This window comes from Bacillus sp. JZ34 (assembly GCF_053903205.1).
In genome coordinates, this window is sequence record NZ_CP096403.1 from 126064 (window position 1) to 149900 (window position 23837).

Sequence of the window (23837 nt, forward strand, 5' to 3'; positions counted from 1 at the left end):
TCCGAGGAGTGAAAAGTATGAAATTAGCATTGGATCCATCGATGTATCGCGATGATTTAACTTTGGAGGAAACGGTCTATAAAACGGCGGAGCTTGGCTACAAATATATCGAACTATCGCCGCGCGAAGATTTTTGTCCATTCTATAAATATCCGAAAGTCGATTCAGCTAAAATCAAACAATTAAAGCGGCTTTTAAAAGATACCGGTGTTAAGCTTTCATCGCTCCTTCCGCTTTACCACTGGGCCGGTCCTGATGAAGATCGCCGTCAGGCAGCGGTGCGCAATTGGAAAAGGGCGATCGAAATTGCGGTTGAGCTTGAAGTCGATTTGATGAACAGCGAATTCAGCGGTTCAAAATACGATCCTTTAACAAGTGAAGAAAAATTTATCAAATCCATGGATGAGCTTCTGCCAGTCTTTGAAAAAGAAGGTATTAAACTCAATCTTCAAGCCCATCCATACGATTTTATCGAAACACACAAAGGTGCGATGGATATGATCCGAGCGCTTGACAAGGACTGGATCAATCTTGTCTACTCGACTGCGCACACATTCTTCTATGACGACGGAAAAGGCGACATCGAGACAATGTTTGACGAAGCCGGCGACCGCCTCACGCATGTTTTATTTGCAGATACTTATAATCATAAAGCGGCTCATGGCCTTCGCTACATCGTCAATCCGCCTGACGCGAAAGTAACGGTTCACCAGCATTTGGACATTGGCCAAGGTGAGGTTGATTTTGATACGATTTTCAGAAAGCTGAGAGAGATGAAGTTTGACGGAATAGCGACGAATGCCGTGTTTGCCTGGGTTGACGAAAGAGCGGATGAATCAAGCAGATTCATGCTTGAAAAGCTGAAACAGGAATTACTAGGATAAGCCCCTGAGTTCGGCGCCCTGCCGAACTCTCTCTTCACAAGGATATTTAGATAAGGAGAATCTAATATGAAGCTATGCTTTAATGAAGCAACGACATTAGAAAATTCAAACCTAGCAAAAGACCTCGAATACTGTGAGAAGCACGGATACGATTATATCGAAATCCGGACGATGGATAAGCTGCCCGAATATTTAAAAGACCATTCTCTCTCAGAGTTAGCCGAGTATTTTCAAACGCATCATATTAAGCCGCTGGCCTTGAATGCCCTTGTCTTTTTCAACAACCGCGATGAAAAAGGGCACCGTGAAATCATCGAAGAATTTAAAGGCATGATGGAAACATGCAAAACGCTTGGTGTGAAATATGTGGTCGCGGTACCGCTTGTCACCGAACAAAAAATCTTAAAAGAAGATATTAAAGCGAGCTCCGTCGAAGTGCTGACAGAGCTGTCAGACATCGCGGAGCCGTACGGTGTAAAGATCGCTGTCGAGTTTGTCGGTCATCCGGAGTGCACAGTCAATACGTTCAGCCAGGCCTATGATATCGTCATGACCGTGAACCGCGATAATGTCGGCCTTGTTCTTGACAGCTTCCACTTCCATGCAATGGGTTCGGACATTGAGGATTTGAAAAAGGCGGACGGCAAGAAGATTTTCATTTATCATATCGATGATACGGAAGACTTCCCAATCGGCTTTTTAAGAGATGAAGACCGCGTTTGGCCGGGACAGGGGGCCATCGACTTGGATGCCCACTTATCAACTTTGAAAGACATCGGTTTTTCGGATGTCGTGTCAGTTGAATTGTTCAGACCTGAATACTATAAGCTGAGCGCGGAAGAAACGATTCGAACGGCCAAAGAAACAACAGTTGAAGTTGTTTCAAAATACTTCAAGATTTAATACGGGATAGGAGGGGTGAACGTGGCTTTCGTTTCCATGAAAGAACTTCTTCAAGAAGCAAAGGAACATCATTATGCAATCGGTCAATTTAATATTAACGGCCTTCAATGGACAAAAGCGATTCTACAGGCGGCGGAAGAGGAACGCTCACCTGTCATCGTAGCCGCCTCAGACCGGCTCATCGATTATTTGGGCGGATTTAAGACGGTTTCCGCAATGGTTGCGGCTTTGATTGAGGAAATGTCGATCTCCGTTCCCGTCGTCCTTCACCTTGACCATGGCAAAAATCCGGAGCGCTGCAAGCAAGCGATTGACGCCGGTTTTAGCTCAGTCATGATCGACGGCTCGCATTCACCAATCGATGAAAACATCGCCATGACAAAAGAGGTCGTGTCATACGCCGGAATTCGCAATGTTTCGGTTGAAGCAGAGGTTGGCACCGTAGGGGGCATGGAAGACGGGCTCATCGGCGGGGTGCAGTATGCCGACATCGGTGAATGCGAACGCATTGTCAAAGAAACCGGTATCGATGCTTTAGCAGCCGCGCTCGGCTCTGTTCATGGAAAATATCAAGGCGAGCCTAATTTAGGATTTAAGGAAATGGAAGAAATCTCACGGGTGACGGACATTCCGCTTGTTCTTCATGGAGCTTCGGGCATCCCGGCTGATCAAATCGCTAAAACGATCCGTCTGGGCCATGCGAAAATCAACATTAATACCGAATGCATGGTCGCCTGGACCGAGAAAACGCGCAGCATGTTTAAAGACAATCCCGATTTATATGAACCCCGCGCCTATATGACGCCAGGGATCAGCGCAGTCAAAGAAACGGTCAAACATAAAATGAGAGAATTCGGGTCATCCGGAAAAGCGGTATGCACCCAAAAGATAGAAATATAATCTAGACCCGTATCGCCTCACTCACTTATCGAAGTGAGTGTTTTTTTGTGCGCAGTATTTGTAAAGATATTCTAAAGGTTCAAAAGAATGATTGACTGTAATTGATATAATAGTTATAATTTCCCTCATAATCCATTTTGATCAGAAAAGATTTTATTTTCTGAAAATAAATGACAGCAAGACAATAACAAAATCAGGTGAATGCTATGCGGACAAACGTTTTAAAGTATCGGGTTCATATTTTATTTATTGTATTATGTTTGATCGGCGGGACGACATGGGCTTTTCAAAAAGCCGGGTTGAGTGACAGCCTTCCATTTTGGTCCGCGGGCATGCGGTTTATGATCGCAAGCATTTTGATCGCGGCGTTTCTTTTGATACGAAGGCAGTTTGTGCTGTCAAAGGAACTGCTGGTGCTGTCGTTTTTGAACGGCCTCATGTATTTTTCCGTTCCATTTGGATCTGTTTATTGGGCCTCTCTTTATTTGCCGAGCGGGTTGGTGTCTATATTAGCGGCTAGCATTTCAGTCTTTGCCCTGATGATCAACCGCCTTGTCAAAGGGACACCGGCGACGAAATTGCAGAAATGGGGCATTTGCCTTGCGTTGCTTGGCATTACAATCGTGTTTGGCAATCAGCTGTTGATCAAAGTCGATGTTATTGAAATCGTCGCCATGATTGTGATTTTGTGTGCGATGTTTGGCTCGGCTTTTATTCAAATCAAAGTACAACAGAGAATTCGTTCGCTTCCGATCTTAAGCTTTAACTCCCTTTCGATGCTGAGCGGCGGAGCGGTATTGCTCATCAGCAGCCTCATCTTTGAAAGCGGGACAAGAACGTTTTCCGGCGTGAGCCTTTATGCGCTGCTTTATTTAGCGGTTGTCGGCTCGATATTGGGTTTTTGGATCAACATTTATCTGCTTAAAAAATGGCACATCTCAAAAGCGACTTCCCACTTGTTTATCTCCCCCGTCATTGCGCTTTATATCGGATTTCTGTTTCTGGATGAAAAACTGAATGCGAATATTTATTTAGGAACGCTGTTTGTCATATTCGGTGTGATGTTCATCAACTTAAAAAAAGAAGAGAGGATCGCGAAAATTGACGATACGAAACAAAAACTTGGCCATCATTTGTCAAAATAAGCACTTGCCATTTATTTTTGAAGAAGCTGAGCATTTAGGATTGAATGTCACGTTCTTTTACAATTCAGCCGAAGATTTCCCGGGCAATCTTCCGGCTGTGGAACGCTGTGTGCCGCTGCCGTTATTTGAAGATGAAGAAGCGGCGCTGGAAATCGTCAAACAGACATTTGTCGAATTTCCGTTTGACGGCGTTGTGACACTGTTTGAGCCGGCATTGCCTTTCACGGCAAAAGCCGCTGAAGCTTTGAATCTGCCGGGGCTTTCTTTCACAACAATGGAAAACTGCCGCAATAAAAATAATACCCGCAGCATCCTTCAGCAAAACGGCCTGAATACGCCGGTTTTCCACGAGTTCCATACGCTCGCTGATCTCGAAGACAGGAAACTGACTTATCCATTAGTTGTTAAGCCGGTCAACGGCTTTTCAAGCCAGGGCGTCGTCCGTGTTGATGATAGGAAGGAGCTTGAGGAGGCCGTCAGGAAAGTCGAGGCTGTTAACGAGACGGACCTTAATCGATTCGTACACGGCAAAACGGGCATCATAGCCGAGCAATTTATCGATGGGCCGGAATTTGTGATTGAAACGCTGTCGATTCAAGGAAACGTACATGTTCTTTCGATTGGATACAAAGGGAACAGCAAAGGTCCGTTTTTTGAAGAAGGCGTCTATATTGCTCCGGCTCAATTGAAAGAAGAGACGCGCCTTGCGATTGTTAAGGAAGTGACAGGAGCCGTTTCAGCGCTGGGCATTCATCAGGGGGCGGCTCATACGGAGCTGAGGCTGGACAAGGACGGAACACCTTATGTTATCGAGGTAGGCGCCAGAATCGGCGGTTCAGGGGTTTCGCATTACATCGTCAAAGAGAGCACGGGCATCAATTTTATGCAGCTTGTCTTGCAAAACGCAATAAAGCCGCTGGAGAGCAGCGAGTTTAAAGAAGAGATCCGGCCTGTAAGGACAGCCGGCAATTATATCATTCCTGTACAGGGCTCCGGCACTTTTGAAAAAATCGACGGACTGGAAGAAGTCAAACAGAGGCCGGAGGTAAAACGGGTGTTTCAATTTATTGGAAAAGGCGCGAAAATTCTGCCGTACCCGCATTTTTCCGGTTATCCCGGATTTATATTCACAAGCCATCATTCATATGAAGAATGCGCAGCTTTCTACCGGGAACTGGATGATGAGCTTCATATCATATATCAAAATAATTTGACGGGTACAATAGGAGGTTAAGATGATCTCGACTAAAGTGCAGGAAGAACAAGCCGTGATGATTGTCCATACGCTCGGTCCCAAAGGCACGAACTGCGAAAAAGCCGGCCTGCTTTGGCTCAAAAACAAAGGGGTCCGCGGGGAAGTCAGACTTTATGAAACGTTGGAAGAAGCGCTCCCTCATGTTAAATCGACAGAAAATTCAGTTCTTTTAGGCTGCGCCGTTTACCCGTTTTTGCATCAAATTGTATTCGAGAATCTCGCTGACTTAAAGATCATAGACAGTTTTGTGATGCCGACATACAACATGGTTTTTGCCGCAAAACAGCACACGATGGCATCTGACATTCAAACCGTCGCTTCACACCCTGCTCCCGCCCATCTGGCGGAGCTGTTCAGCAGTCAAGTCCAATTTGTCACCAGCAATGCACAAGCGGCCCTGGCCTGCGCTTCAAACGCGGCTGACGGCTGTATCACGACGATTAAAGCAGCTGATGAACACCGTTTGAAAGTCATTCAAGATTTTGGAGAAGTGCCGATGTGTTTTACGATCCACGGGCTTAAATCAATCGAAGGAGGAAGCCGATGACGACATTGACAGGGGACATTGTAAACTTGGTCAACGAGCAGATTGTACCGAACATTCATGAATTACAGACGTACCAAAATGATAAAGGACAGATTACAGAGCGTCGCGAAAGGGCGGAACAGCTTCTGCTGCAATTGATAGAAGACGCTGGAACCATTTATGAAGCGGTTCACCTAACGGCTGCAAAAGAGGCGTTTAAACAGGACGTCTTGGATTGGATCGGACGCGGATTAGAGGAGACGCCGTATTTTGACCGGTTATTGACGGCTTACCGGGCTCCGAATGATCAGGAGACGACCTTTTTTGCGGCGCCGATCGTGACGCCGAATGGGCCACATGCGAAAGGCTGTTATTTTGAAGCCTTTTTGGCCGTTCGTGAAGAACCTGCCATGATGAGGCCGATAGAAGAAGAGCTGCCCCATCCTGAAAACGGCTGCCAATCCCTCAAGCTTCTCGCCGGAACAAAGGGGTTCACGGAAGAAAAATGCATCGTATTCTTCCCGGAAAATGTGAAAACAAAAGAGAACATTACATCACAGACATTCGCGATTTTCTATTTTAATAAGTTTTATCACATTTACCATGAGGATACGCTGAAAAGAGCGAGGGCCATTTTTGAACATGCGCCTTTCAAGTCGGCTCAGCTTTCCCCCGACCGCACATATGAAGCAAGGGTGCTGTGGGGCTACCTTCATGACTATTTTCATCATTGCGGAAAAAAACCTTTTCACCTGCATATTCAGGCGAAAATGAATTTTTTCGCAGGCATTTTAGAAGAAGTCAAGGTCGATTGCCAAGCGATCCTCACTTTGTGGGAGCGGCAATATGACGGCTGGGAGGAAATAATCGAATTTGTTTTGTATGAACGGCTGCTGCGCTATCCAAGCCAGCATAATGCAACGCGGAATTTTGATTCCGGGACAGGCTATTTTCTGTTCAGCTGGATCATTGAAAACGGCCATTCCATTCAAAGAGGAGAAGAGAAACCCGTGTCGCTTGATCTTTCCCGATGCATGGACGATTTAAAAAAGCTTGTGGCTGAAATCGAACAGCTGGAAGAGATCGAGGATGACTCTGCATACAAAGAGGCGGCGGAACGCTATGTCAGACAATACCTGCCTCCCGGGCGTGAAGGCGAGCAGTTCAGCGTTCCGGAACAATATTTCATTGACGAGATCAATAAGAAAATCGAAACCGCCCGTCTTCGGTTTGAGCGGGAGAGACTGGAAGCGTGAAGCCGGCATTAAGCAAAATCGGAGAGAAAATGAATGAGAAGACAGGGGTCAGGGCTGTGATGAACGATATTCAGGAAGTCCTGGCCGGCGGAGATCGGTCATACATTAATTTAAGTGCGGGCAATCCAATGATATTGCCCGGCGTGTCAGCCATGTGGAAGTCGGCTCTTGCCAATCTGCTCGACGATGACAGGTTTTCTTCAGTAATCGGCCAATACGGATCGAGCTATGGAACCGATGAACTGATTGAAAGTGTTGTCCGCTTCTTTTCAGAGCGGTATCGCGCCGACATTCGAAAAGAGAATGTGCTGATTACAGCCGGAAGCCAGCAGCTGTTTTTTCTGGCGATTAATTCGTTTTGCGGAATGGGAAGCGGGTCTGTGATGAAAAAAGCCTTGATTCCGATGCTTCCCGACTATTCAGGATACAGCGGAGCGGCGTTGGAGCGGGAGATGATTGAGGGGATACCTCCTCTCATTTCGGTATTGGATGATCATACGTTTCGATATGAGCTCGACCGTGAGGCGTTTTTAGAGAGGATGAGGACCGATCCGTGCATTGGCGCTGTCTTGCTTTCACGGCCGAACAATCCTTGCGGAAACATCCTGCCTGGCGAACATGTAGCATTCATTTCAGACGCCTGCCGAGAAGCGAATGTTCCGCTGTTCATTGATTCCGCATATGCTCCGCCTTTTCCGGCGATTCATTTTATCGACATGGAACCGATTTTCAACGATCAGATTATCCACTGTATGAGCCTTTCAAAAGCAGGCCTGCCTGGTGAAAGGATCGGAATCGCCATCGGGCCGTCCCGGTATATTCAGGCAATGGAAGCATTCCAGTCTAATGCGGCGATCCATTCTTCGAGGCTGGGGCAGTATATGGCGGCATCTGTTTTGAATGACGGGCGCCTCGCCGACGTGTCGCAAAATGAAGTCAGGCCGTATTACCGCAATAAATTCAAGCTGCTTAAGGATACGCTTTTAGGCAAGATGCCTGAAGACATCAAATGGTATTTGCATCAAGGGGAAGGGGCGCTTTTCGGATGGCTGTGGTTTGAAGACCTGCCGGTGACTGATGCGGCGCTGTATGAGTATATGAAAGCCGACGGAGTCATCATCGTTCCCGGCTCATCTTTCTTTCACCACCAATCCCGCCCCATGGCGCATTCGCACCAGTGTATACGAATCAGCCTAACCGCGGCGGATGAAGATATCATAAGGGGAATCGATATTTTAGCTAAAATTGTGAAGGATGTATATGAGAAGCAGGTTGAATACTTATAAAAAAACAGGGGCTAGAAGCAAGCCCCTGTTTTATTCGTCAATCTTTCCGCCGCCATTGGCCTTTCTTTTTCTCCGCCTGGCGGTTGTCAAAATCAGAATAACCGCTGCCGCTATGATCACGATCAGGATGGCAATGTACATCACATGTTGCTGATTGCTTTCCTGTTTATCATCCGTCTTGATTTCAGCTGATTTTGCTGTCAGCTGCTGATGGTTTGTAAACAGCTGATGGCTGTCCGTTTCATTAACGACGGTTGCTGCGAAGTCATTGCTGTTTAAAAAGTTGATCATTTCTTTTGTGACAGCTGTGCCTTGCCCTTTAAACGGCGCGAAAACAGCCATCGAGTAATTTGAATCCCAAAGCGATGTTTGAGTAAACGCGATTTGTTTCGTCGTTTCATTCAGCATTTGAAAAGATGACACATCAAATGCCCCGTTTTTCGCCGTCGGAACAGCCAATTCGGATGTTTTTTCCTTCAGCAGAGAGAATTGATCGACACTTCCGATGAAGATGATGTTTCTTCCTTTCATGTCATCCGGTTTGACTTCAGCGGATGTTTTCACTGTGAATGCCTGCCTGGCTTCGCTGCCGAAGGAGCCGACCACAAGTGAAAGTTCATGAAGCTTTGACTGATCCGCCTTGTCGGGCAGGATCATCAGCGTTTTGTTGTCCTGATCTCCCGCGTAGGGAAGCGGCCACTCTTGAAAATCGGCTGAAGCTGATGTGTCGCTGACGTGGTAAGACAATGCACTCTGTTTATCGATGAAAATCCACTTGTCACCGTTCCCCGCATAGCAGGGGTTGTTCTCTTTCAACCCTGAAGTGGCAAATTGAATATCGATGTAACGGTTTTTTTGCAAAAGTTTCGGATCGACTTTTAAAGAAACATGGTAAAAGCCGTTTTTGTCTTCTTTTCCTAAATCGTCAAGTCCGACGGAATGAGGCTGACCATTGATCATGACCTTCAGCTCCGCCTGTTCCGCAGCTAAGTCGTTTTGACGGGCCTGCTTTTGAATCGTCTCCGATTTTTTCATCGTAAGCGAAAGCTTTGCAGGTTGATTCTTGTCTAATAGCGCCGGTGCGGGGTAATAAAAATGCTCGGAAGATGTTTGTCCGGACCCGATTGTCAAATCCCCCGTCCCGAAATCCTCGAGTGTCAGCTTGCCGCCTTCCCGTTTATTATGCTGCTGAAGTTTGCCGATTGCCAGCGTGTCGCCGCTGAGCTGGGCGGCATACGTTTTGTCGGTAATGACGCTGATCTTTTCAGAAAGAACATCATCAGATGATGCAGCTGCAAACAATACAGGCTGTTGCTTATCCTTTGCTTTGAGCATCCGTTCCGCAAGCAAAAGCTTGTCTTCTTTTGCTTCGAGCTTTGCTTGTTTCAACAGCTTTTTCACTTTGCCGCTCCAGTGATGCTGGACGCCGATCACAATCGTCGGCCTGTCGATTTTCGCCAGGTCAGATTCACCAAAGATCTTCGTGCTGATGCTATTGTCAACCGTTTTAAGGTAGGCTTCTGTTTTAACTGCAGCTTCGATTTCAGCCGAACTTGGATGGTCCGGAATGACGATTGCCGTTTTTTCCACGGAGCTGCCGGACTGGGCGAACGGATAAGGATAATGTTCGAGCGTCACTCCTTTAGATTCGTTCTTTTCCCCGATATTCAGACGGCTGTCCGGGTAAATTTTGATCCAGTTCCCGGAAGAGTCCTGTGTGACGCAGACGCCTTCATGAACCACTCCGTAGAACTTCAGTGATAGGCTGTGAAACCCTGGAGACGACTGGCTTTTGTTTAGTGTGAGTTTCAGCGTTTTCTTCCCGGCATTCCCTGCAAGCTTAACCGTTTTGACCGGTTCGCCATCAATCTCGGCTGTTAAAGAAGACGGTGAAATTAAAAGGTCTGAGGCCTCGTATTCAAGTGTGAGCTGCTGATGGGCAGAGGAGGCGCCCGCTGGAATTTGATACGTCAACTCGGCGCTGTCTTTTGCCCCGTACAAGGTTAAGAGATCGTTTGTAAGAACTTGCTGTTTGGCTTGTTCCCGGCTGTTTTTCCCGAGGATCGAGCCGTCTACTGTAACGTCTTTGGCAGCTGCAGCTTGTCCCGTCGCCGTGATCAGCATAAGGCTTGCCAGACATATGATGATATATTTCAAAAAAGTCACCCGCTTTTCTTTTGATTGTATCGTTCTGTTTTGTACCATTTAACCTCTTGCTTGAACAGGCGGTGCTTGATTTCGACGAATAAAGAATAAATCACGAGCGCAATCCAAGCCTGCGAGTATGTAAAGTACATCAGAAAAACGATGAAAAAGTTCTGCCTGTTCATTTCTGTTTTTTCGATGCTCAGTGTAATCATGACCTCCGTCATAAATAGAAAGAAAGCCAAAACCCATAAGATGATAGACAAAAAACCGAATGAAAGATGCAGATTATAAAATAAATTGATCACAAAAAGCGCATTTGACATGATGACGCCAAAGAAAAACAAAAAATACGTAAAAAAGAAATAAAACAAATCAAAAATAATCCGTTTCCTCTTCAGCTTGAAAAATTGAGCCAAAAATTTCAGGACGACATACTGGTTGCCGCGCGCCCATCTTGTCCGTTGACGCCACCAGACTTTCCACGTTTCCGGCTCCTGCTCCCAAGTGACGGCCGCCGGGAAGAAGCGGATGTGGTAGCCGAGGTTGTAGACCCGGATCGTAAGCTCGGTATCCTCCGCGAGCGCCTGATCGTCCCAGCCGCCCAGCTGTTCGATAATGCTTCTCCTGATGGCGAAATTGGTGCCGGGGATCGTGGCGATTTTGAACCATTTCCATCTCCCGCCCTGTGCCATCCATTGGAAACAAATCGTTTCGATGTTGATAAATTTTGTGAGCAATGTTTTCGCCGCATTGATGACGCGGAATTTTCCCACCACTGCTCCGGCTTTCTGATCATTCATGAGCCCGAGGACAAGGTAATAAACAGCCATTTTTTCGGGCGTGTTGTCGGCGTCATACACACAAATGACATCTCCGCTTGATTCGGCAAAACCGCAATTGAGCGCCGTCGATTTTCCCTTTCCGGCATGCGGAGGTTTGGTCACGACCATTTTAATAAAGTCGTATTGTCTGGAAAACTCATCTACAATGTCGCCCGTCCGGTCAGATGAATTGTCGTTGATGACGATAATCTCCAGCCGGTCCTTCGGATAATAGAGATTCACCATCGCCTTCAGCGTCTGCCTAATCACGACCTCTTCGTTATGCGCAGGAATCAGAACGCTGACCTTCGGAAGATCCTTCACGTTCTCTTTCCACTTCGGCATGTTCCGTTCGAAGGTCATATAGTGGCGGAATCCGCCCTGCATCAGAAACATGTGATACAGAAGCATGACCCATATTAAGCTTAAAGAGACTAGGAACAGAACATTACCCACGGTTTTTTCTCTCCTTAAAGATTCGTTTTTTTAATGTGGCTCTCAAGTAAAGGGTATAGCTCACAAACATGACAACAAACAAGAGCACAATAAGAGAGAGAATCCAAAGCGCCTTTTCCAGCGGGCTTTGCTGGTGATGATCGAAAAACGTCTCAATGGCGCTGACTTTGCTTTTAACTTGAATCGTTCCATCTCCGCTTGTGTGAATTTCCACTTTATCTGTTTTAACGGTTTGCTTTGTCTTTTTAATATCGAGCCATTCGCTGTTCGGAATGCGTTCCATTTGATCAACCAGCTCAGGGAGATATTTCATTCCAAGATAAGGATGATAAAATGCGCCGGCTACTCCGCCTTCAAAATCGATCATTTGAGAGATGCGTTCCTCGACTTTGCCGAGCGGATTTTGATCCGATTGATCAACATAGCCGATGGTCTCAGGATAGAGCGTCATCCCATGGAGTATTGCCGGTTTGGTAACAAAAGGCCCGGCGCCTGACGTTTTCCATGTTGTATCGCTAAGCTGAACCTGGCCTAACAAGCTTGTAAAATACTGTGAGGCGATCTGATAGCCGTGCTCTGACATCGTATAGTGCGGCGCTTCAAACGCGAGCGGATACAGTCCTTCTGCTGTGAGATCTTCAATAGCGTTCGTCAGCTTCTGCCGCGTGTACGTTTCCTCATTTTTTCTGAACGGCTTCAAATAGTTTTGATATGCTTCTTCATTCGGAAAGTTCTGTTCCTTTTGCAAAAGGGTCGCGGGCTCTTTCGCATTTTGCGATGTGATCGGCTGATCGGCTTTAGCATCCCAAAACTCGAATCCTTCACCGGTTTCGCTGTAGCGGTATGTATGGGTATACCCGTGAACAATTACACTGCCGCCCATATCCTGCAGCTTTCTCAGCACGTTGACAAGCTTCGGCTTTTCAGACATATAGACTTTGTCGCCCGTTTCAGGATTGACATATACCGGAATCACAGAAAGGATAAAAGGAATATTTCGTTTATGCAGATAAGCCCCGGCTTGGAGCAGCAGTTTTTCATCCGACATTGGGCTGATATCCTCAAGCCGCAAATATAACAGCGTGCTGTCCGGGGTTTCACCAAATGCCTGTCTGAGCTGCTTAGCGGCGAGGAGGTTGTTGTTGAGCAAATCGGTTAAACCGATGTACACGTTACTTTTGCCGGTTTTCCATGCGAATGGGTGAGCTTTTCCGTCGTCAGCTTTGTATGTGTACAACGCTTTTCCCTTCAAGCCTGATACCTCAAGGACACGAATTCCGCTTTCTAAAGAGGTATCGTGTTCCTCATTTGTGCTGCGAATCTGATACACATTGTCTTCGCTTTTCAGCGAAAGATCTGCAAATTGGCTGAACTGCCCGGCGTTAAAGCCGATCGCTGTCACAGGTTTTTGGAAGGAGCTGATCAGCTGCGCGAGCTTTTTGTTCAGCTTTCTTTTCGTTTGTCCGTAATAGATGACGCGGTCTTTTCCTGCCAGATCCGCAGCTTTGACATCCGCATCATTTACAACGGTCACATGGGATGTAAAATGGCCGGCGATAAGGTCGAGCATTTTCACATCGGCTGATTTTTTGCCGTCCAATGTTGAATAGATGATGAGAATGCCGCGCTTCTGCTGCTTTGCCCCGGCGGTGTCCGGAACATGAAAAACCGCAGCCAGGATAAGGACAGCCGCGCATAGAAGTAATATCCGCTTACAGTTCATTCATCATCATCTCGTTTTCTAGTTCTTCTAAAAATTGCTCAGCAGTCTTTAAATCGTTTTGATATGATAAGTGGCACACGTGGAAGGTCAAGGTGACATACTTGCCGTTTTTCAGCTGGTATGTGTTCAGCTGTTTCTTCAGTTTTTCAAGGACGGCAGGCATATGCTCAGCAGGCGTGTGTGTCAGCAGGATGCCAAACCGCTCTTCGGCAGGCCGGAATTTTTTATCCGTTTCCCGGACACATGATCTGATTTGACTGCTGACAAATTGAAAGAGACGGTCGGTTTCTTTTTCTCCGTACAGGGATTTGAACTCTTTGAAATAATGCATTTGCAGCAGTAAAAAAACAAATGAGTTGCCATACCGCTCCGCCCGCTTGATTTCTTCCGAGAGCTCCAGCTTCATCCTCTGTTTATTATCAAAGCCTGTCACCCAGTCAATTGCAACGAAGCTATTGATCTCGTCTTGAAGGTGTTTGACAGAGCGGTGAAGTCCGATCGCGATGTCATGGATTCTCCCTGACATGAAGGAGAACAGCAAAAGCGCTATTCCCCAGATGACGAGGGTTTGCAATTCCGTTTCAGACGAAGCGTCTGTGTGAAGAAACATCATCAAAGTTCCGAGAACAAACAGGACGATGATCGTCCCAGCCAGTGCGTAAATCGATCCGAGCCATATTCCCGCTGCGATGATGGCAAGTGTGATGCAAATGATGAGAATGGATTCGGACTGCGGGGCTGAGACATAATGGATGAACAACGCAAGAGCTGCTGCTATTCCCGTCATATAAGCGAACATTTTTTGCGAATCATTGAATGATATTTTCATTTAAAAGCTTCCTTTCGGCTAATAGAGGCAGCAGGTTATCAAAAGAATGCGTATCATTTCCGCTCATATATCCCCCATAATACGTCTCAGACGAATCAAGAATTTCAAAATCATTCATTCGATCATACAGCGCTTTGATGACGTCTTGATCTTCGTTTTGGTTGATGAAAAATAATATCGTCAAAGCGTAGACGGATGGAGATTCGTATTGAACCGCCGGCTTTTTTGTATCGATCGAGTACCGGCCATACAGTTTGCCGCCGGTTTGAAACGTCTGTTTGAGCCAATCCGCTAATACAGCGGCTTTTTGATCCTTCGGCGGTAAATGCCAAGCTGTGTAAAGCTGATCAATGAGATTGACTTCATGGTCATAGGTGTATGCTTTCGTTTCTGTACTGTACACTTTCGGGAGAAAACCGTTTTTCAAAGGGGCGCGGTAAAGAATGTTGGCGTTCCGCCTTTCGGTATCCTTATCTATCACTCCGTTTTTTTTCAAGACGGATAGCGCATCTGGCATGATATAGGAAAGCGTGATATCCTTTGATGCGGATTGAGAGGCGGAGTCGTAAAAGTCCGTCAATATCCCGTTGTTCATGTTGTGCGTTTTTAATGCGGAACCGATGTTCAGAGCGGTTTGTTTATACTCGCTGTTTCCCCATAGAGCTGCCGCTTGATCGAGGCTCACCATGATTCTGAGATCATCGATCAAGGCGTTTACCCCGCTTGCCTGGCCGTTTTGGATTTGCCATGAGACCAGGTTGTTTTTCATAAGGAAGGATTCGGTCAGGTGCTGATATTGCTCATGAAAATGCTCGCCGTCTTTTTTACTGATCAAAAATTCCATCCACAAGCCAAGCGATTCCGACAAGTAAACAGGCTGGTCAGAAAAGCTGGTTTTAATCAGCCCCTGATCGCTCATTAAATGATGGTAAACGAAGTGTTCGGCAGGCTGCAGCGCTTCATCATTTTTGTCATCATCTGACTGATCTTCAGCTTTGATACAACCGACGGCCAGACTGGCCGATAAAAAGCACAGGATCATACCAATCCATATATACCTCACGGGTGCTTTCACGATAGATCACCCCGAATGTTTTTTTGAGAATAATTTTGACTTACTTATTATAAATGAAAAAATGGAGATTGCTAGATTTTTTTGATCTTTTTGGACTATCCAAAAAGAGGACGTAAGTCCAATAATAAAATGTTTTTCCATCAATAGAAGGATTTTCGTATTGATTTTCATAAAAAAATACCAAAAGAAATAAACGGAGGACGTGAATGGACATTATCAGCAAGCTTGAAAGACAAAATGTGAAAGTAACAGAAATACCGAAGTGGGGGTCTTATTTGCGTAAAACGTGGGAAAACCGATTTGCTGCAAGCATGGAGCTTCCGGAAAGGGACACGATCTTGGTGAGCCATTTTTTGTGGCATTTATTCAGCTATGAGATGAAGCCGTGTTTTACCGGCGGACAGGCCGATCAAGCCTTTAACGAACAGCCGAAGCGCGATTGCTTTTTATTCTACCAGCACACGGATGACGCCTATATTTTTGAACACGTTGGAAAACTGACAGCCTCAGATCTGACAGCAGAAGAAGATGCATATATAACGGATAAAGACATGACATGGACATATGTAGTGACGCATGAGTCGGCATACGGGCCGTATTTTTGTTTCACGTTCCGTTCAACTTGAGCGAAGCTGTCGAGAGCGTTGACCGCTTCTACCGAGCCGATCCCTCGCGTTCGCGGCAGAATGGCGGCTACGGCCTCGCCATCGCCAAATTGATCGCCTGAGCAGCACTGAGGTAAGATCTATGCGAAGAGTGTGCCGAACGAGAAGACGACGTTTTATGTTCAGCTGGACTGGACTAAAAAGCATATGGCGGGGGAACGTGTAACAAACAACCATGTTGAAACAACTGTGTAATCATTGGAAAAGCTCGGCATACAGCCGAGCTTTTATCTTACAGTCCAGTTTACTAAATTTTCTGCGTGTCTTTTCTTTCTTGAAGTTCGTACATCGCAACCTTATAACTTATTACTTCTAAATGTTTTAGGTTTTCATTGATTTTATTCTGCACTTCTAATTTATGCTGCATCATCATTTCTTTTCTTTGCAGGAATGTTTCATCGCCTAATTCATAAAGATCGATATATTCTTTTATTTTAGAAATAGGCATTCCTGTCAACCGCAGAGAGCGGATAAAGTTGATCCATCTCAAATCGTCATCATTATATATTCTACGACCATTTGAATCTCGAGAAATATTTCTTAACAACCCTTCCTTTTCATAAAATCTGAGTGTATTTGCAGACACATGTAAGTTATCGACTACATATTTCATTGAAAATGACATCCGATCCGTCCCCTTTCGTTATAGTTACTATAACGAAATGCAGATCAAAAAAATAGAAAAATGCTTTAGTAACCTCTAGCTAATAGGAAAATTCTATTGTGAAAACTTATATTTGACTTCGTGTAGCAATAATAAACTACATTAGAAGTACCGGGAAATAGAAAACCTTAAAACTGGAGGCAATTAAGCGATGAACTCAAACTATGAAAATGGAAAAAAACTTTTTCAAGAAACTGATGAAGCAGGAATCCAAGCGGTTATTCATGCTTTAAGCGATGTATCTCCCCACATAAGTCGGTACGTTATTGAATTTTTTGGGCAAGTTTTCAATAATCCCGTACTCACCAATCAACAAAGAGAAATGATCGTGATCTCTGCGTTAACATCGTTAGGTGATACTCCAAATCAACTCAAATGGCACATGAACTTCGGTTTGAAAGTTGGGATTATGCCGAACGAAATTATTGAAATTGCTACCCATTGTATTCCGTTTTGCGGCGCTCCTCGTGCTTTAAATGCCATTACCGTTGCGAAACAACTTTTTGCAGAACAAAATATCGAAGTAAATATCGAGGACGAACTACTAGATTCTGTAGGGGAACGACGGGAAAGAGGCATAGTAAAACTTCAAGAAATCGACGGCAAACATGGTGAGGCGGTTGCCGATTCACTTGCCGAGATTGCCCCTGGATTAGCTGAACAAATCATTGAATTTGCGTTTGGTGAAATCTACAGCCGCTCAGGACTAAACCCTAAACAGCGCCAACTCGTCACATTAGGAGCCTTAACTGCTCAAGGTGGATGCGAGCCACAGTTGCACGTTCATCTCAATGCCTCCATTCGTGTAGGTTTAACGAGACAAGAAGTGATTGAGGCATTACTGCAATGCTACCCATACACGGGATTTCCTAAAGTCTTGAATGCTATAAATGTTGCCAAAAAGATATTTTTAACATAGTTATTCACCGATAGAGCAAGTTGATAAAAAGACCGGACTTCACCCACAAAGTTTTTCCGGTCTTTTTACATACTAGCTACTAGCTTGATCAATTTATTTTGAGCACTTCCGACTCATAGGACTTAAAAGTATTTTCAATTCCCATAATGACATCTTTAATTTTCAGGTATCCTTGGGCGTAACCCAAGGAGTCTCTAGCTGACACAGACCGTAAAGTAGTTTGATAACGTATCAGAAATACCGTAACCACAACGAATTAACGATGTTCCAAAATTCAAACGATCCACTGGAAATTTTATTCCGATACTCACCGTTTCAGGAACTTTCTACAGATGTTTTCTATTTACAGAAGTTTGCGGGTGGTATCAGCGACGCTGGTATTACCCCTAATGGCGAGGATACAATAAACGAGCAGGCCAAGTGGCTGCATCATATCAAGTCGGAGACGGAGCGCATGAAGACGCTCACGAACGATCTGCTGTATCTCACCGAATTGGACGACACAGGGTCGCGGACGGAATTCAGCTGGATAAGAAGGAGCATGAACCTATATAATATGGGTTAAAGCGTTACTAAAGGGGAGGAACGTGATGGACAAGGAAAAACAGCAATTGAGCATTGAAGCTGCGAGGCTCTATTATCAGTCTGACTACAGCCAGCAGCAAATCGCCGAACAGCTGCAGATTTCAAGACCGACGGTATCAAGGCTGCTGCAGTTCGCCAAGGAAAAGGGGTATGTCCAAATCCGCGTCATGGATCCGTTTGAAGATATGGATGCGCTCGGTGCGATGCTTGAGGAAAAATACGGGCTCATGGAAGCACATGTTGTTTTTTCGCCGACCGCGGATTATACGACCATCACGCATTATCTCAGCCGCTTCGGAGCCGAATACATGCACGGCGCAGTCAAGGACGGCGACATTGTCGGCGTCAGCTGGGGAACGACAATGTACCAAATCGCCCAAAATATGCAGCCCAAACAGGTGAAGGGCGCAGAGGTCGTACAACTGAAAGGCGGAATCAGCCACTCAAGTGTCAACACCTATTCGTCTGAAACGATTCAGCTGTTTGCCGAAGCCTTTCAAACGATGCCGAGGTATCTGCCGCTTCCGGTCGTGTTTGACAACCCGGAAGTTAAACAGATGGTTGAGCGGGACAGGCACATTAAGCGGATCATAGAAATGGGCAAACAGGCGAACATTGCGTTATTTACAGTCGGCACGGTCCGTGATGAAGCCCTGCTGTTCAGGCTGGGGTATTTTCATGAAGAGGAAAAAGCCCTTCTGAAAGAACGTGGAGTCGGCGATATTTGTTCGCGCTTTTTTGATGCGGAGGGAAACATTTGCAGCCATGCTATCGACTCGCGGACGATCGGCATTGAATTGGCTGACTTGAGGGAAAAAGAACGGTCGATTCTCGTAGCGGGCGGCAGCCGGAAAAAAGCCGCTATTCATGGTGCACTAAAAGGCAAATATGCCAATGTGCTGATTATTGATCAGCATACGGCGAAAGAACTGCTAGATGATTAAAGTGTCCAGGAAGAACAGCCTGGATTTTACTTTATTTTCTATTGAACAAAATTTCATATGGTAATTTACATTTGTTCAAAAATCGGTTATGCTGAAACTATCTTATATAAAGGAAGTGCTAGTATATGACGATTGCAAATCTCATTGATCATACAGCATTGAAACCGCATACACAAAAATCCGAGATTGAAAAATTAATAGAAGAAGCGAAAACGCACCAATTCGCTTCAGTTTGCGTCAACCCGACATGGGTTGAATTCGCCGCCAAAGAGCTGAAAGGAACGGAAATCGATGTTTGCACAGTCATCGGTTTTCCGCTGGGCGCCAACACGACAGAAACAAAAGCGTTTGAAACGAAGGACGCGATCGCAAAAGGCGCGACAGAGGTGGACATGGTCATCAACATCGCCGCTTTAAAAGACGGAGACGATGACTTTGTCGAGGCGGACATCCGCGGAGTCGTTGAAGCCGCAAAAGGTAAAGCGCTTGTTAAAGTCATCATTGAAACGTGTCTGTTGACAGACGAGGAAAAAGAGCGGGCTTGCCGCTTGGCTGTTGCTGCCGGTGCCGACTTTGTCAAAACTTCAACCGGGTTCTCAACCGGCGGAGCGACAGCGGAAGATATTGCCCTCATGCGGAAAACAGTCGGACCCGACATCGGTGTCAAAGCATCTGGAGGCATTCGAACAAAAGAGGACGTTGAAAGCATGATCTCAGCCGGAGCGACCCGGATCGGTGCAAGCGCAGGCGTTTCCATCGTCAGCGGAGCAGAAGGGAAAAATGAAGATAACTACTAAGATCCAGTGCGGCGGGAAGCGAAAGCTTCCTGCGCACAGATACAAAAATGTAAGCGAATACATCCCCAGGAGGATCAAAACATGAAATATCTTATCGGGCTCATCGGTTTATTTGTCGTCTTAGGGCTTGCATGGCTGGTCAGCAGCGGAAAAAAAAGAGTGAAGTACCGTCCGGTTATCGTCATGATCGTGCTGCAATTTGCATTGGGATATGTTTTGCTGAACACGGGCGTCGGAAACTATCTCGTCGGCGGGTTTGCCAAAGGCTTCGGGTATTTGCTTGAATATGCCGCAGAAGGTGTAAATTTTGTCTTTGGCGGGCTGGTGAATGTGAATGAATCCACATTCTTCATCAGCGTGCTGCTCCCGATTGTTTTTATCTCTGCTTTAATCGGTATTTTGCAATATTGGAGAATCCTTCCGTTTATTATAAAATATATTGGTCTTGCGCTTAGCAAAATCAACGGGATGGGCAAACTTGAGTCATACAATGCCGTGGCCTCGGCGATACTGGGGCAATCTGAAGTATTCATTTCGTTAAAAAAGCAGCTGGGGCTGCTGCCTAAGCACAGACTTTACACGCTGTGCGCTTCAGCGATGTCAACCGTCTCGATGTCTATCGTCGGCGCCTATATGACGATGCTGAAGCCAGAATACGTTGTCACCGCGCTCGTATTGAACTTATTCGGCGGATTTATTATCGCTTCGATTATCAATCCTTATGAAGTCGATCGAGAACATGATATGGTAGAGGTACAGGAAGAGGAAAAACAATCCTTCTTTGAAATGCTGGGCGAATATATTATGGACGGCTTTAAAGTCGCCGTCGTCGTGGCCGCCATGTTGATCGGATTTGTCGCGATCATCGCAATGATTAACGGCATTTTCAGCGCCGCACTAGGCATATCATTCCAGGAACTGCTCGGGTTTATTTTTGCGCCGTTTGCCTTCCTGATGGGTATTCCATGGCATGAAGCGGTGAATGCTGGAAGTATCATGGCAACCAAGATGGTCTCAAATGAATTTGTCGCGATGCAGTCTCTCGCACAAGGCAGCTTCCATTTCAGCGGCCGCACCGAAGCGATTGTTTCTGTCTTCCTCGTCTCATTTGCCAATTTCTCATCGATCGGAATTATCGCCGGCGCTGTTAAAGGACTGAATGAGAAACAAGGAAACGTCGTCGCACGCTTTGGCTTGAAATTGCTGTACGGCGCAACGCTCGTCAGTTTCTTGACAGCGACCGTTGTAGGATTGATCTATTGATAAACATTGAAAAAAGGACTGGTGATCACAATGAGAATGGTTGATATCATCACTAAAAAACAAAATGGAGAAGAATTGACAACAGAAGAAATTCAATTTTTCATTAAAGGCTACACAGACGGCAGCATTCCTGACTATCAGGCGAGCGCTCTGGCGATGGCCATCTATTTTCAGGACATGACGGACAGAGAACGGGCCGATCTCACGATGGCGATGGTCAACTCAGGCGAAACGATCGATCTTTCCGCGATTGAAGGCATCAAAGTCGACAAACACTCAACAGGAGGCGTCGGCGACACGACGACGCTCGTACTTGCGCCGCTTGTTGCGGCTCTCGACGTCCCGGTCGCCAAAATGTCGGGCCGCGGCCTTGGACACACAGGGGGAACAATTGACAAGCTCGAAGCGATCAAAGGGTTTCACGTGGAACTTTCTAAAGACGAATTCATCAAACTTGTCAACCGCGACAAGGTTGCCGTCATCGGCCAAAGCGGAAACTTGACGCCTGCTGACAAAAAACTGTACGCCCTTCGCGATGTGACAGGCACGGTCAATTCGATCCCGCTGATTGCCAGCTCGATTATGAGCAAGAAAATCGCCGCAGGGGCGGACGCGATTGTCCTTGACGTCAAAACAGGCGCCGGCGCCTTTATGAAAACCGATGAAGACGCCGTCAACCTTGCGAAAGCGATGGTCCGCATCGGAAACAATGTCGGCCGCCAAACGATGGCTGTCATCTCCGACATGTCCCAGCCGCTGGGGTTTGCCATCGGAAATGCCCTTGAGGTGAAAGAGGCGATCGATACATTAAAAGGGGAAGGTCCGGAAGACTTGACTGAGCTTGTCTTAACATTGGGCAGCCAAATGGTCGTTCTCGCCAAAAAGGCAGAGACCCTTGACGAAGCAAGAGAGAAACTGATCGATGTAATGAAAAACGGAAAAGCGCTGCAAAAATTCAAGGGTTTCCTTCAGAACCAAGGCGGCGACAGTTCTGTCGCGGATAACCCTGAAAAGCTGCCTCAGGCTGCCTACAAAATCGACATTCCCGCCAAAGAAGCGGGCGTCGTGTCTGAAATCGTCGCCGATCAAATCGGCGTCGCGGCCATGCTGCTGGGCGCCGGCCGCGCAACAAAAGAAGACAAAATCGACCTCGCCGTCGGTATCATGCTTCGCAAAAAAGTCGGCGACGCAGTCGAAAAAGGCGAACCATTGGTTACCCTATACGCAAACCGCGAAAATGTCGATGACGTCATCGTAAAAGTCTACGACAACATTCAAATCGCTGAAAAAGCCGAAGCGCCGAAGCTCGTGCATACGGTGATTACGGAATAGAAGAGCATGCAGAAACAGCACATACCCTTGGGTGTGTGCTGTTTTTATGGGCCTTTTTTCTCATTTACCTATTTTAATCTTTCTTGTAGCATGAATACGTCTTAGGTGTCATCTTTTTACATGGACGGAAAGGTATAGATAAATAGGAGGTTTTTTTAAACGTGGCCAAACGTATTCTAGTATCTTCTGGTATTAGTGTTTTAATCTTTATCCTTATAGGTATATGCTCATTTATCCTATATGCCATACTGTCGCATTTTTACATGCAATCTTTTGTGACGGGCGAACCTTCCCAGGATGAAGCGCTGGGATGGGGGTATTTGGGTTTGTTGTTTATTTCATTCATATTGGCAATTTTGACAGGCATAATTGGCGGAATCATTTCCTTTTGTATATATTTTAAAAAATTCAAGAAATGGAGCAGTTAAAAGAGAACCGCCGGAAAATCCGGCGGTTTTTAAAAACGGATATTTTGAGAAAACCTTGGGTGTGTGCTGTTTGTTTAATGGCAAGATTTGAAGAAGGTCATTTGAACTAAGCACCTAATGCTATTTCAAAGAACATTGTGAGAAGCTTGAATGGATCAATTCAAGAAAATCCAAGAAAACCAAGTCCATTATCCTATTTACCTATTTTGGATGATATTGTAATATGAAAAAGGTCTGATTTATAAGAACGTTGGATTCAATCGGAAAGCAACAATATACCTAACCGAAATACTGTGGAATAAGCGAATAGTAACGTGCAGACGTTTATTTTCTGAAAAACGAGGTGAACCCGATATGTCAAACCATGCTGCTAAAATCGCTTCTTTGGAAAAAGATATTTCTTCTTTATCTCACAATATAAAGGATACACAAAGCAAAATCGCTGAACTGAAAAAAGCAAAAACAGCTATTACCGGTGAACTTCACACCCTTTCAAACAATGCCAATCTCATCAATCAGCCAGATATTACTTCGCATATATGGAACGGTAGACATACAAATCAATTTATCAATATAAGATCAAATATTGCACACAGCTATCAAAATATACAGAGAGAAACAGATGGTCTGATTTCACATATTGAGCAAGAGATTGAAAATCTTGAAATGCAAATCTCTAATATGGAGATGTTTCTAAGTATACAAAAACAACAGCTTACAGATATAAAAAAACAAGTCAATCATTGAGGTGAAAGAATGGCAGAAATAAAGGTAAAAGCAGAAGAAGTCAAAACGGCGTTTTCAAGCCTTCAGACAAAAATCAGCGCACTTTCGATAGCAGGTTCAAAAGCCGATATCACTAATTCTTCAATGGATGTAGTGAACAAAATAAAAAAAATCGAAAAGGAATACGAGCAGCTATTAAAAAAATACAAGGAGGCGCTATCTTCAGTTGAAAAGGACGCATGGTCAAACATTAAAGTCCTGATTGATACTGATAAAAACATCTCTCAAAAAATGAAATAAGGAGGGC

General features: G+C 45.5%; 23 protein-coding genes. 17 read left to right on the forward strand and 6 right to left on the reverse strand.

Annotation, left to right across the window (positions count from 1 at the left end; translation table 11 throughout):
* The first annotated feature begins 17 nt into the window (after positions 1-17).
* The 8 genes from M1D90_RS00625 (at position 18) to M1D90_RS00660 (ending at position 8155) form a co-directional block, all read left to right on the forward strand.
* The gene (locus M1D90_RS00625) at positions 18-884 is read left to right on the forward strand and encodes a sugar phosphate isomerase/epimerase family protein (RefSeq protein WP_456283063.1); all 867 of its coding nucleotides are present in this window, start codon (positions 18-20) and stop codon (positions 882-884) included.
* A 66-nt stretch (positions 885-950) separates the two neighbouring features.
* Positions 951-1787 carry a 2-keto-myo-inositol isomerase gene (iolI, locus tag M1D90_RS00630; RefSeq protein WP_023856875.1) on the forward strand — a complete coding sequence of 279 codons (837 nt, stop codon included), beginning with the start codon at positions 951-953 and terminating at the stop codon, positions 1785-1787.
* A gap of 21 nt (positions 1788-1808) precedes the next feature.
* The gene (fba, locus tag M1D90_RS00635) at positions 1809-2687 is read left to right on the forward strand and encodes a class II fructose-1,6-bisphosphate aldolase (protein WP_095323587.1); all 879 of its coding nucleotides are present in this window, start codon (positions 1809-1811) and stop codon (positions 2685-2687) included.
* Between the two features lie 206 nt (positions 2688-2893).
* On the forward strand, positions 2894-3832 hold the full coding sequence (locus M1D90_RS00640; protein WP_456283064.1) for a DMT family transporter: 939 nt from the start codon (positions 2894-2896) through the stop codon (positions 3830-3832).
* The gene (locus tag M1D90_RS00645) at positions 3789-5066 is read left to right on the forward strand and encodes an ATP-grasp domain-containing protein (RefSeq protein ID WP_456283065.1); all 1278 of its coding nucleotides are present in this window, start codon (positions 3789-3791) and stop codon (positions 5064-5066) included. The genes M1D90_RS00640 and M1D90_RS00645 overlap by 44 nt, the downstream gene beginning before the upstream one ends.
* A 1-nt stretch (position 5067) precedes the next feature.
* A complete protein-coding gene (locus M1D90_RS00650) occupies positions 5068-5634 on the forward strand; it encodes a prephenate dehydratase domain-containing protein (protein ID WP_023856878.1) in 567 nt (188 codons plus the stop codon).
* Positions 5631-6869, forward strand: a complete 1239-nt coding sequence (locus M1D90_RS00655) for a DUF6421 family protein (RefSeq protein WP_456283066.1) — start codon at positions 5631-5633, stop codon at positions 6867-6869. Before M1D90_RS00650 ends, M1D90_RS00655 begins: the two co-directional genes overlap by 4 nt.
* Positions 6866-8155: a valine--pyruvate transaminase gene (locus M1D90_RS00660; protein ID WP_456283067.1), complete on the forward strand. Its 1290-nt coding sequence runs from the start codon at positions 6866-6868 to the stop codon at positions 8153-8155. The genes M1D90_RS00655 and M1D90_RS00660 overlap by 4 nt, the downstream gene beginning before the upstream one ends.
* 30 nt (positions 8156-8185) lie before the next feature.
* Here M1D90_RS00660 and M1D90_RS00665 read toward each other — a convergent pair whose 3' ends face one another.
* Genes M1D90_RS00665 through M1D90_RS00685 form a run of 5 tightly spaced genes read right to left on the reverse strand, consistent with a single transcriptional unit; the run spans position 8186 to position 15174 of the window.
* A complete protein-coding gene (locus M1D90_RS00665) occupies positions 8186-10312 on the reverse strand; it encodes a cellulose biosynthesis cyclic di-GMP-binding regulatory protein BcsB (protein WP_456283534.1) in 2127 nt (708 codons plus the stop codon).
* 5 nt (positions 10313-10317) lie between these two features.
* The gene (locus M1D90_RS00670) at positions 10318-11580 is read right to left on the reverse strand and encodes a glycosyltransferase family 2 protein (RefSeq protein WP_106071159.1); all 1263 of its coding nucleotides are present in this window, start codon (positions 11578-11580) and stop codon (positions 10318-10320) included.
* A complete protein-coding gene (locus M1D90_RS00675; RefSeq protein ID WP_161517472.1) occupies positions 11573-13303 on the reverse strand; it encodes a DUF2334 domain-containing protein in 1731 nt (576 codons plus the stop codon). The genes M1D90_RS00670 and M1D90_RS00675 overlap by 8 nt, the downstream gene beginning before the upstream one ends.
* Positions 13293-14132 (reverse strand): diguanylate cyclase domain-containing protein, encoded by an 840-nt coding sequence (locus M1D90_RS00680; RefSeq protein ID WP_456283068.1) that lies wholly within the window; start codon positions 14130-14132, stop codon positions 13293-13295. The genes M1D90_RS00675 and M1D90_RS00680 overlap by 11 nt, the downstream gene beginning before the upstream one ends.
* Positions 14113-15174, reverse strand: coding sequence for a lipoprotein YdaJ (locus M1D90_RS00685; protein WP_391509326.1), 1062 nt, complete (start codon positions 15172-15174; stop codon positions 14113-14115). The genes M1D90_RS00680 and M1D90_RS00685 overlap by 20 nt, the downstream gene beginning before the upstream one ends.
* A gap of 239 nt (positions 15175-15413) precedes the next feature.
* Here M1D90_RS00685 and M1D90_RS00690 point away from each other — a divergent pair, with 239 nt between their 5' ends.
* The gene (locus M1D90_RS00690; RefSeq protein WP_075212838.1) at positions 15414-15833 is read left to right on the forward strand and encodes a DUF4275 family protein; all 420 of its coding nucleotides are present in this window, start codon (positions 15414-15416) and stop codon (positions 15831-15833) included.
* A gap of 286 nt (positions 15834-16119) precedes the next feature.
* On the opposite strand, the gene M1D90_RS00695 is transcribed toward M1D90_RS00690, so the two are convergent.
* The gene (locus M1D90_RS00695) at positions 16120-16497 is read right to left on the reverse strand and encodes a MerR family transcriptional regulator (RefSeq protein WP_145623998.1); all 378 of its coding nucleotides are present in this window, start codon (positions 16495-16497) and stop codon (positions 16120-16122) included.
* A 190-nt stretch (positions 16498-16687) separates the two neighbouring features.
* Between M1D90_RS00695 and M1D90_RS00700 the strand changes: the two genes are divergently transcribed.
* From M1D90_RS00700 to M1D90_RS00735, 8 genes are all read left to right on the forward strand, one after another.
* On the forward strand, positions 16688-17455 hold the full coding sequence (locus M1D90_RS00700; RefSeq protein ID WP_146875301.1) for a carboxymuconolactone decarboxylase family protein: 768 nt from the start codon (positions 16688-16690) through the stop codon (positions 17453-17455).
* Positions 17456-18045: 590 nt separating this feature from the next.
* Positions 18046-18984: a sugar-binding transcriptional regulator gene (locus tag M1D90_RS00705; protein ID WP_020453527.1), complete on the forward strand. Its 939-nt coding sequence runs from the start codon at positions 18046-18048 to the stop codon at positions 18982-18984.
* A gap of 125 nt (positions 18985-19109) precedes the next feature.
* A complete protein-coding gene (deoC, locus tag M1D90_RS00710; protein WP_020453526.1) occupies positions 19110-19781 on the forward strand; it encodes a deoxyribose-phosphate aldolase in 672 nt (223 codons plus the stop codon).
* Positions 19782-19862: 81 nt separating this feature from the next.
* Positions 19863-21044, forward strand: a complete 1182-nt coding sequence (locus M1D90_RS00715; RefSeq protein ID WP_020453525.1) for a NupC/NupG family nucleoside CNT transporter — start codon at positions 19863-19865, stop codon at positions 21042-21044.
* A gap of 30 nt (positions 21045-21074) precedes the next feature.
* Positions 21075-22376 carry a pyrimidine-nucleoside phosphorylase gene (locus M1D90_RS00720; protein WP_456283069.1) on the forward strand — a complete coding sequence of 434 codons (1302 nt, stop codon included), beginning with the start codon at positions 21075-21077 and terminating at the stop codon, positions 22374-22376.
* Positions 22377-22537: 161 nt separating this feature from the next.
* Entirely contained in the window at positions 22538-22804 is a 267-nt protein-coding gene (locus M1D90_RS00725) for a hypothetical protein (RefSeq protein WP_026580364.1), read from the forward strand.
* A gap of 354 nt (positions 22805-23158) precedes the next feature.
* Complete coding sequence (locus tag M1D90_RS00730; protein ID WP_023856887.1) at positions 23159-23551, forward strand: DUF5082 domain-containing protein; 393 nt, start codon at positions 23159-23161, stop codon at positions 23549-23551.
* Between the two features lie 9 nt (positions 23552-23560).
* Positions 23561-23830, forward strand: coding sequence for a YwqI/YxiC family protein (locus tag M1D90_RS00735; RefSeq protein WP_020453522.1), 270 nt, complete (start codon positions 23561-23563; stop codon positions 23828-23830).
* The last annotated feature ends 7 nt before the right edge of the window (positions 23831-23837 follow it).

What these genes read in the sequence shown, in the direction of transcription:
- M1D90_RS00625 (WP_456283063.1), top strand. Translation starts at nt 18, where the DNA reads ATGAAATTAGCATTGGATCCATCGATGTATCGCGATGATTTAACTTTG.
- iolI (WP_023856875.1), top strand. Translation starts at nt 951, where the DNA reads ATGAAGCTATGCTTTAATGAAGCAACGACATTAGAAAATTCAAACCTA.
- M1D90_RS00640 (WP_456283064.1), top strand. Translation starts at nt 2,894, where the DNA reads ATGCGGACAAACGTTTTAAAGTATCGGGTTCATATTTTATTTATTGTA.
- M1D90_RS00650 (WP_023856878.1), top strand. Translation starts at nt 5,068, where the DNA reads ATGATCTCGACTAAAGTGCAGGAAGAACAAGCCGTGATGATTGTCCAT.
- M1D90_RS00655 (WP_456283066.1), top strand. Translation starts at nt 5,631, where the DNA reads ATGACGACATTGACAGGGGACATTGTAAACTTGGTCAACGAGCAGATT.
- M1D90_RS00675 (WP_161517472.1), bottom strand. Translation starts at nt 13,303, where the DNA reads ATGAACTGTAAGCGGATATTACTTCTATGCGCGGCTGTCCTTATCCTG.
- M1D90_RS00680 (WP_456283068.1), bottom strand. Translation starts at nt 14,132, where the DNA reads ATGAAAATATCATTCAATGATTCGCAAAAAATGTTCGCTTATATGACG.
- M1D90_RS00685 (WP_391509326.1), bottom strand. Translation starts at nt 15,174, where the DNA reads ATGATCCTGTGCTTTTTATCGGCCAGTCTGGCCGTCGGTTGTATCAAA.
- M1D90_RS00690 (WP_075212838.1), top strand. Translation starts at nt 15,414, where the DNA reads ATGGACATTATCAGCAAGCTTGAAAGACAAAATGTGAAAGTAACAGAA.
- M1D90_RS00695 (WP_145623998.1), bottom strand. Translation starts at nt 16,497, where the DNA reads ATGTCATTTTCAATGAAATATGTAGTCGATAACTTACATGTGTCTGCA.
- M1D90_RS00700 (WP_146875301.1), top strand. Translation starts at nt 16,688, where the DNA reads ATGAACTCAAACTATGAAAATGGAAAAAAACTTTTTCAAGAAACTGAT.
- M1D90_RS00705 (WP_020453527.1), top strand. Translation starts at nt 18,046, where the DNA reads ATGGACAAGGAAAAACAGCAATTGAGCATTGAAGCTGCGAGGCTCTAT.
- deoC (WP_020453526.1), top strand. Translation starts at nt 19,110, where the DNA reads ATGACGATTGCAAATCTCATTGATCATACAGCATTGAAACCGCATACA.
- M1D90_RS00715 (WP_020453525.1), top strand. Translation starts at nt 19,863, where the DNA reads ATGAAATATCTTATCGGGCTCATCGGTTTATTTGTCGTCTTAGGGCTT.
- M1D90_RS00720 (WP_456283069.1), top strand. Translation starts at nt 21,075, where the DNA reads ATGAGAATGGTTGATATCATCACTAAAAAACAAAATGGAGAAGAATTG.
- M1D90_RS00730 (WP_023856887.1), top strand. Translation starts at nt 23,159, where the DNA reads ATGTCAAACCATGCTGCTAAAATCGCTTCTTTGGAAAAAGATATTTCT.
- M1D90_RS00735 (WP_020453522.1), top strand. Translation starts at nt 23,561, where the DNA reads ATGGCAGAAATAAAGGTAAAAGCAGAAGAAGTCAAAACGGCGTTTTCA.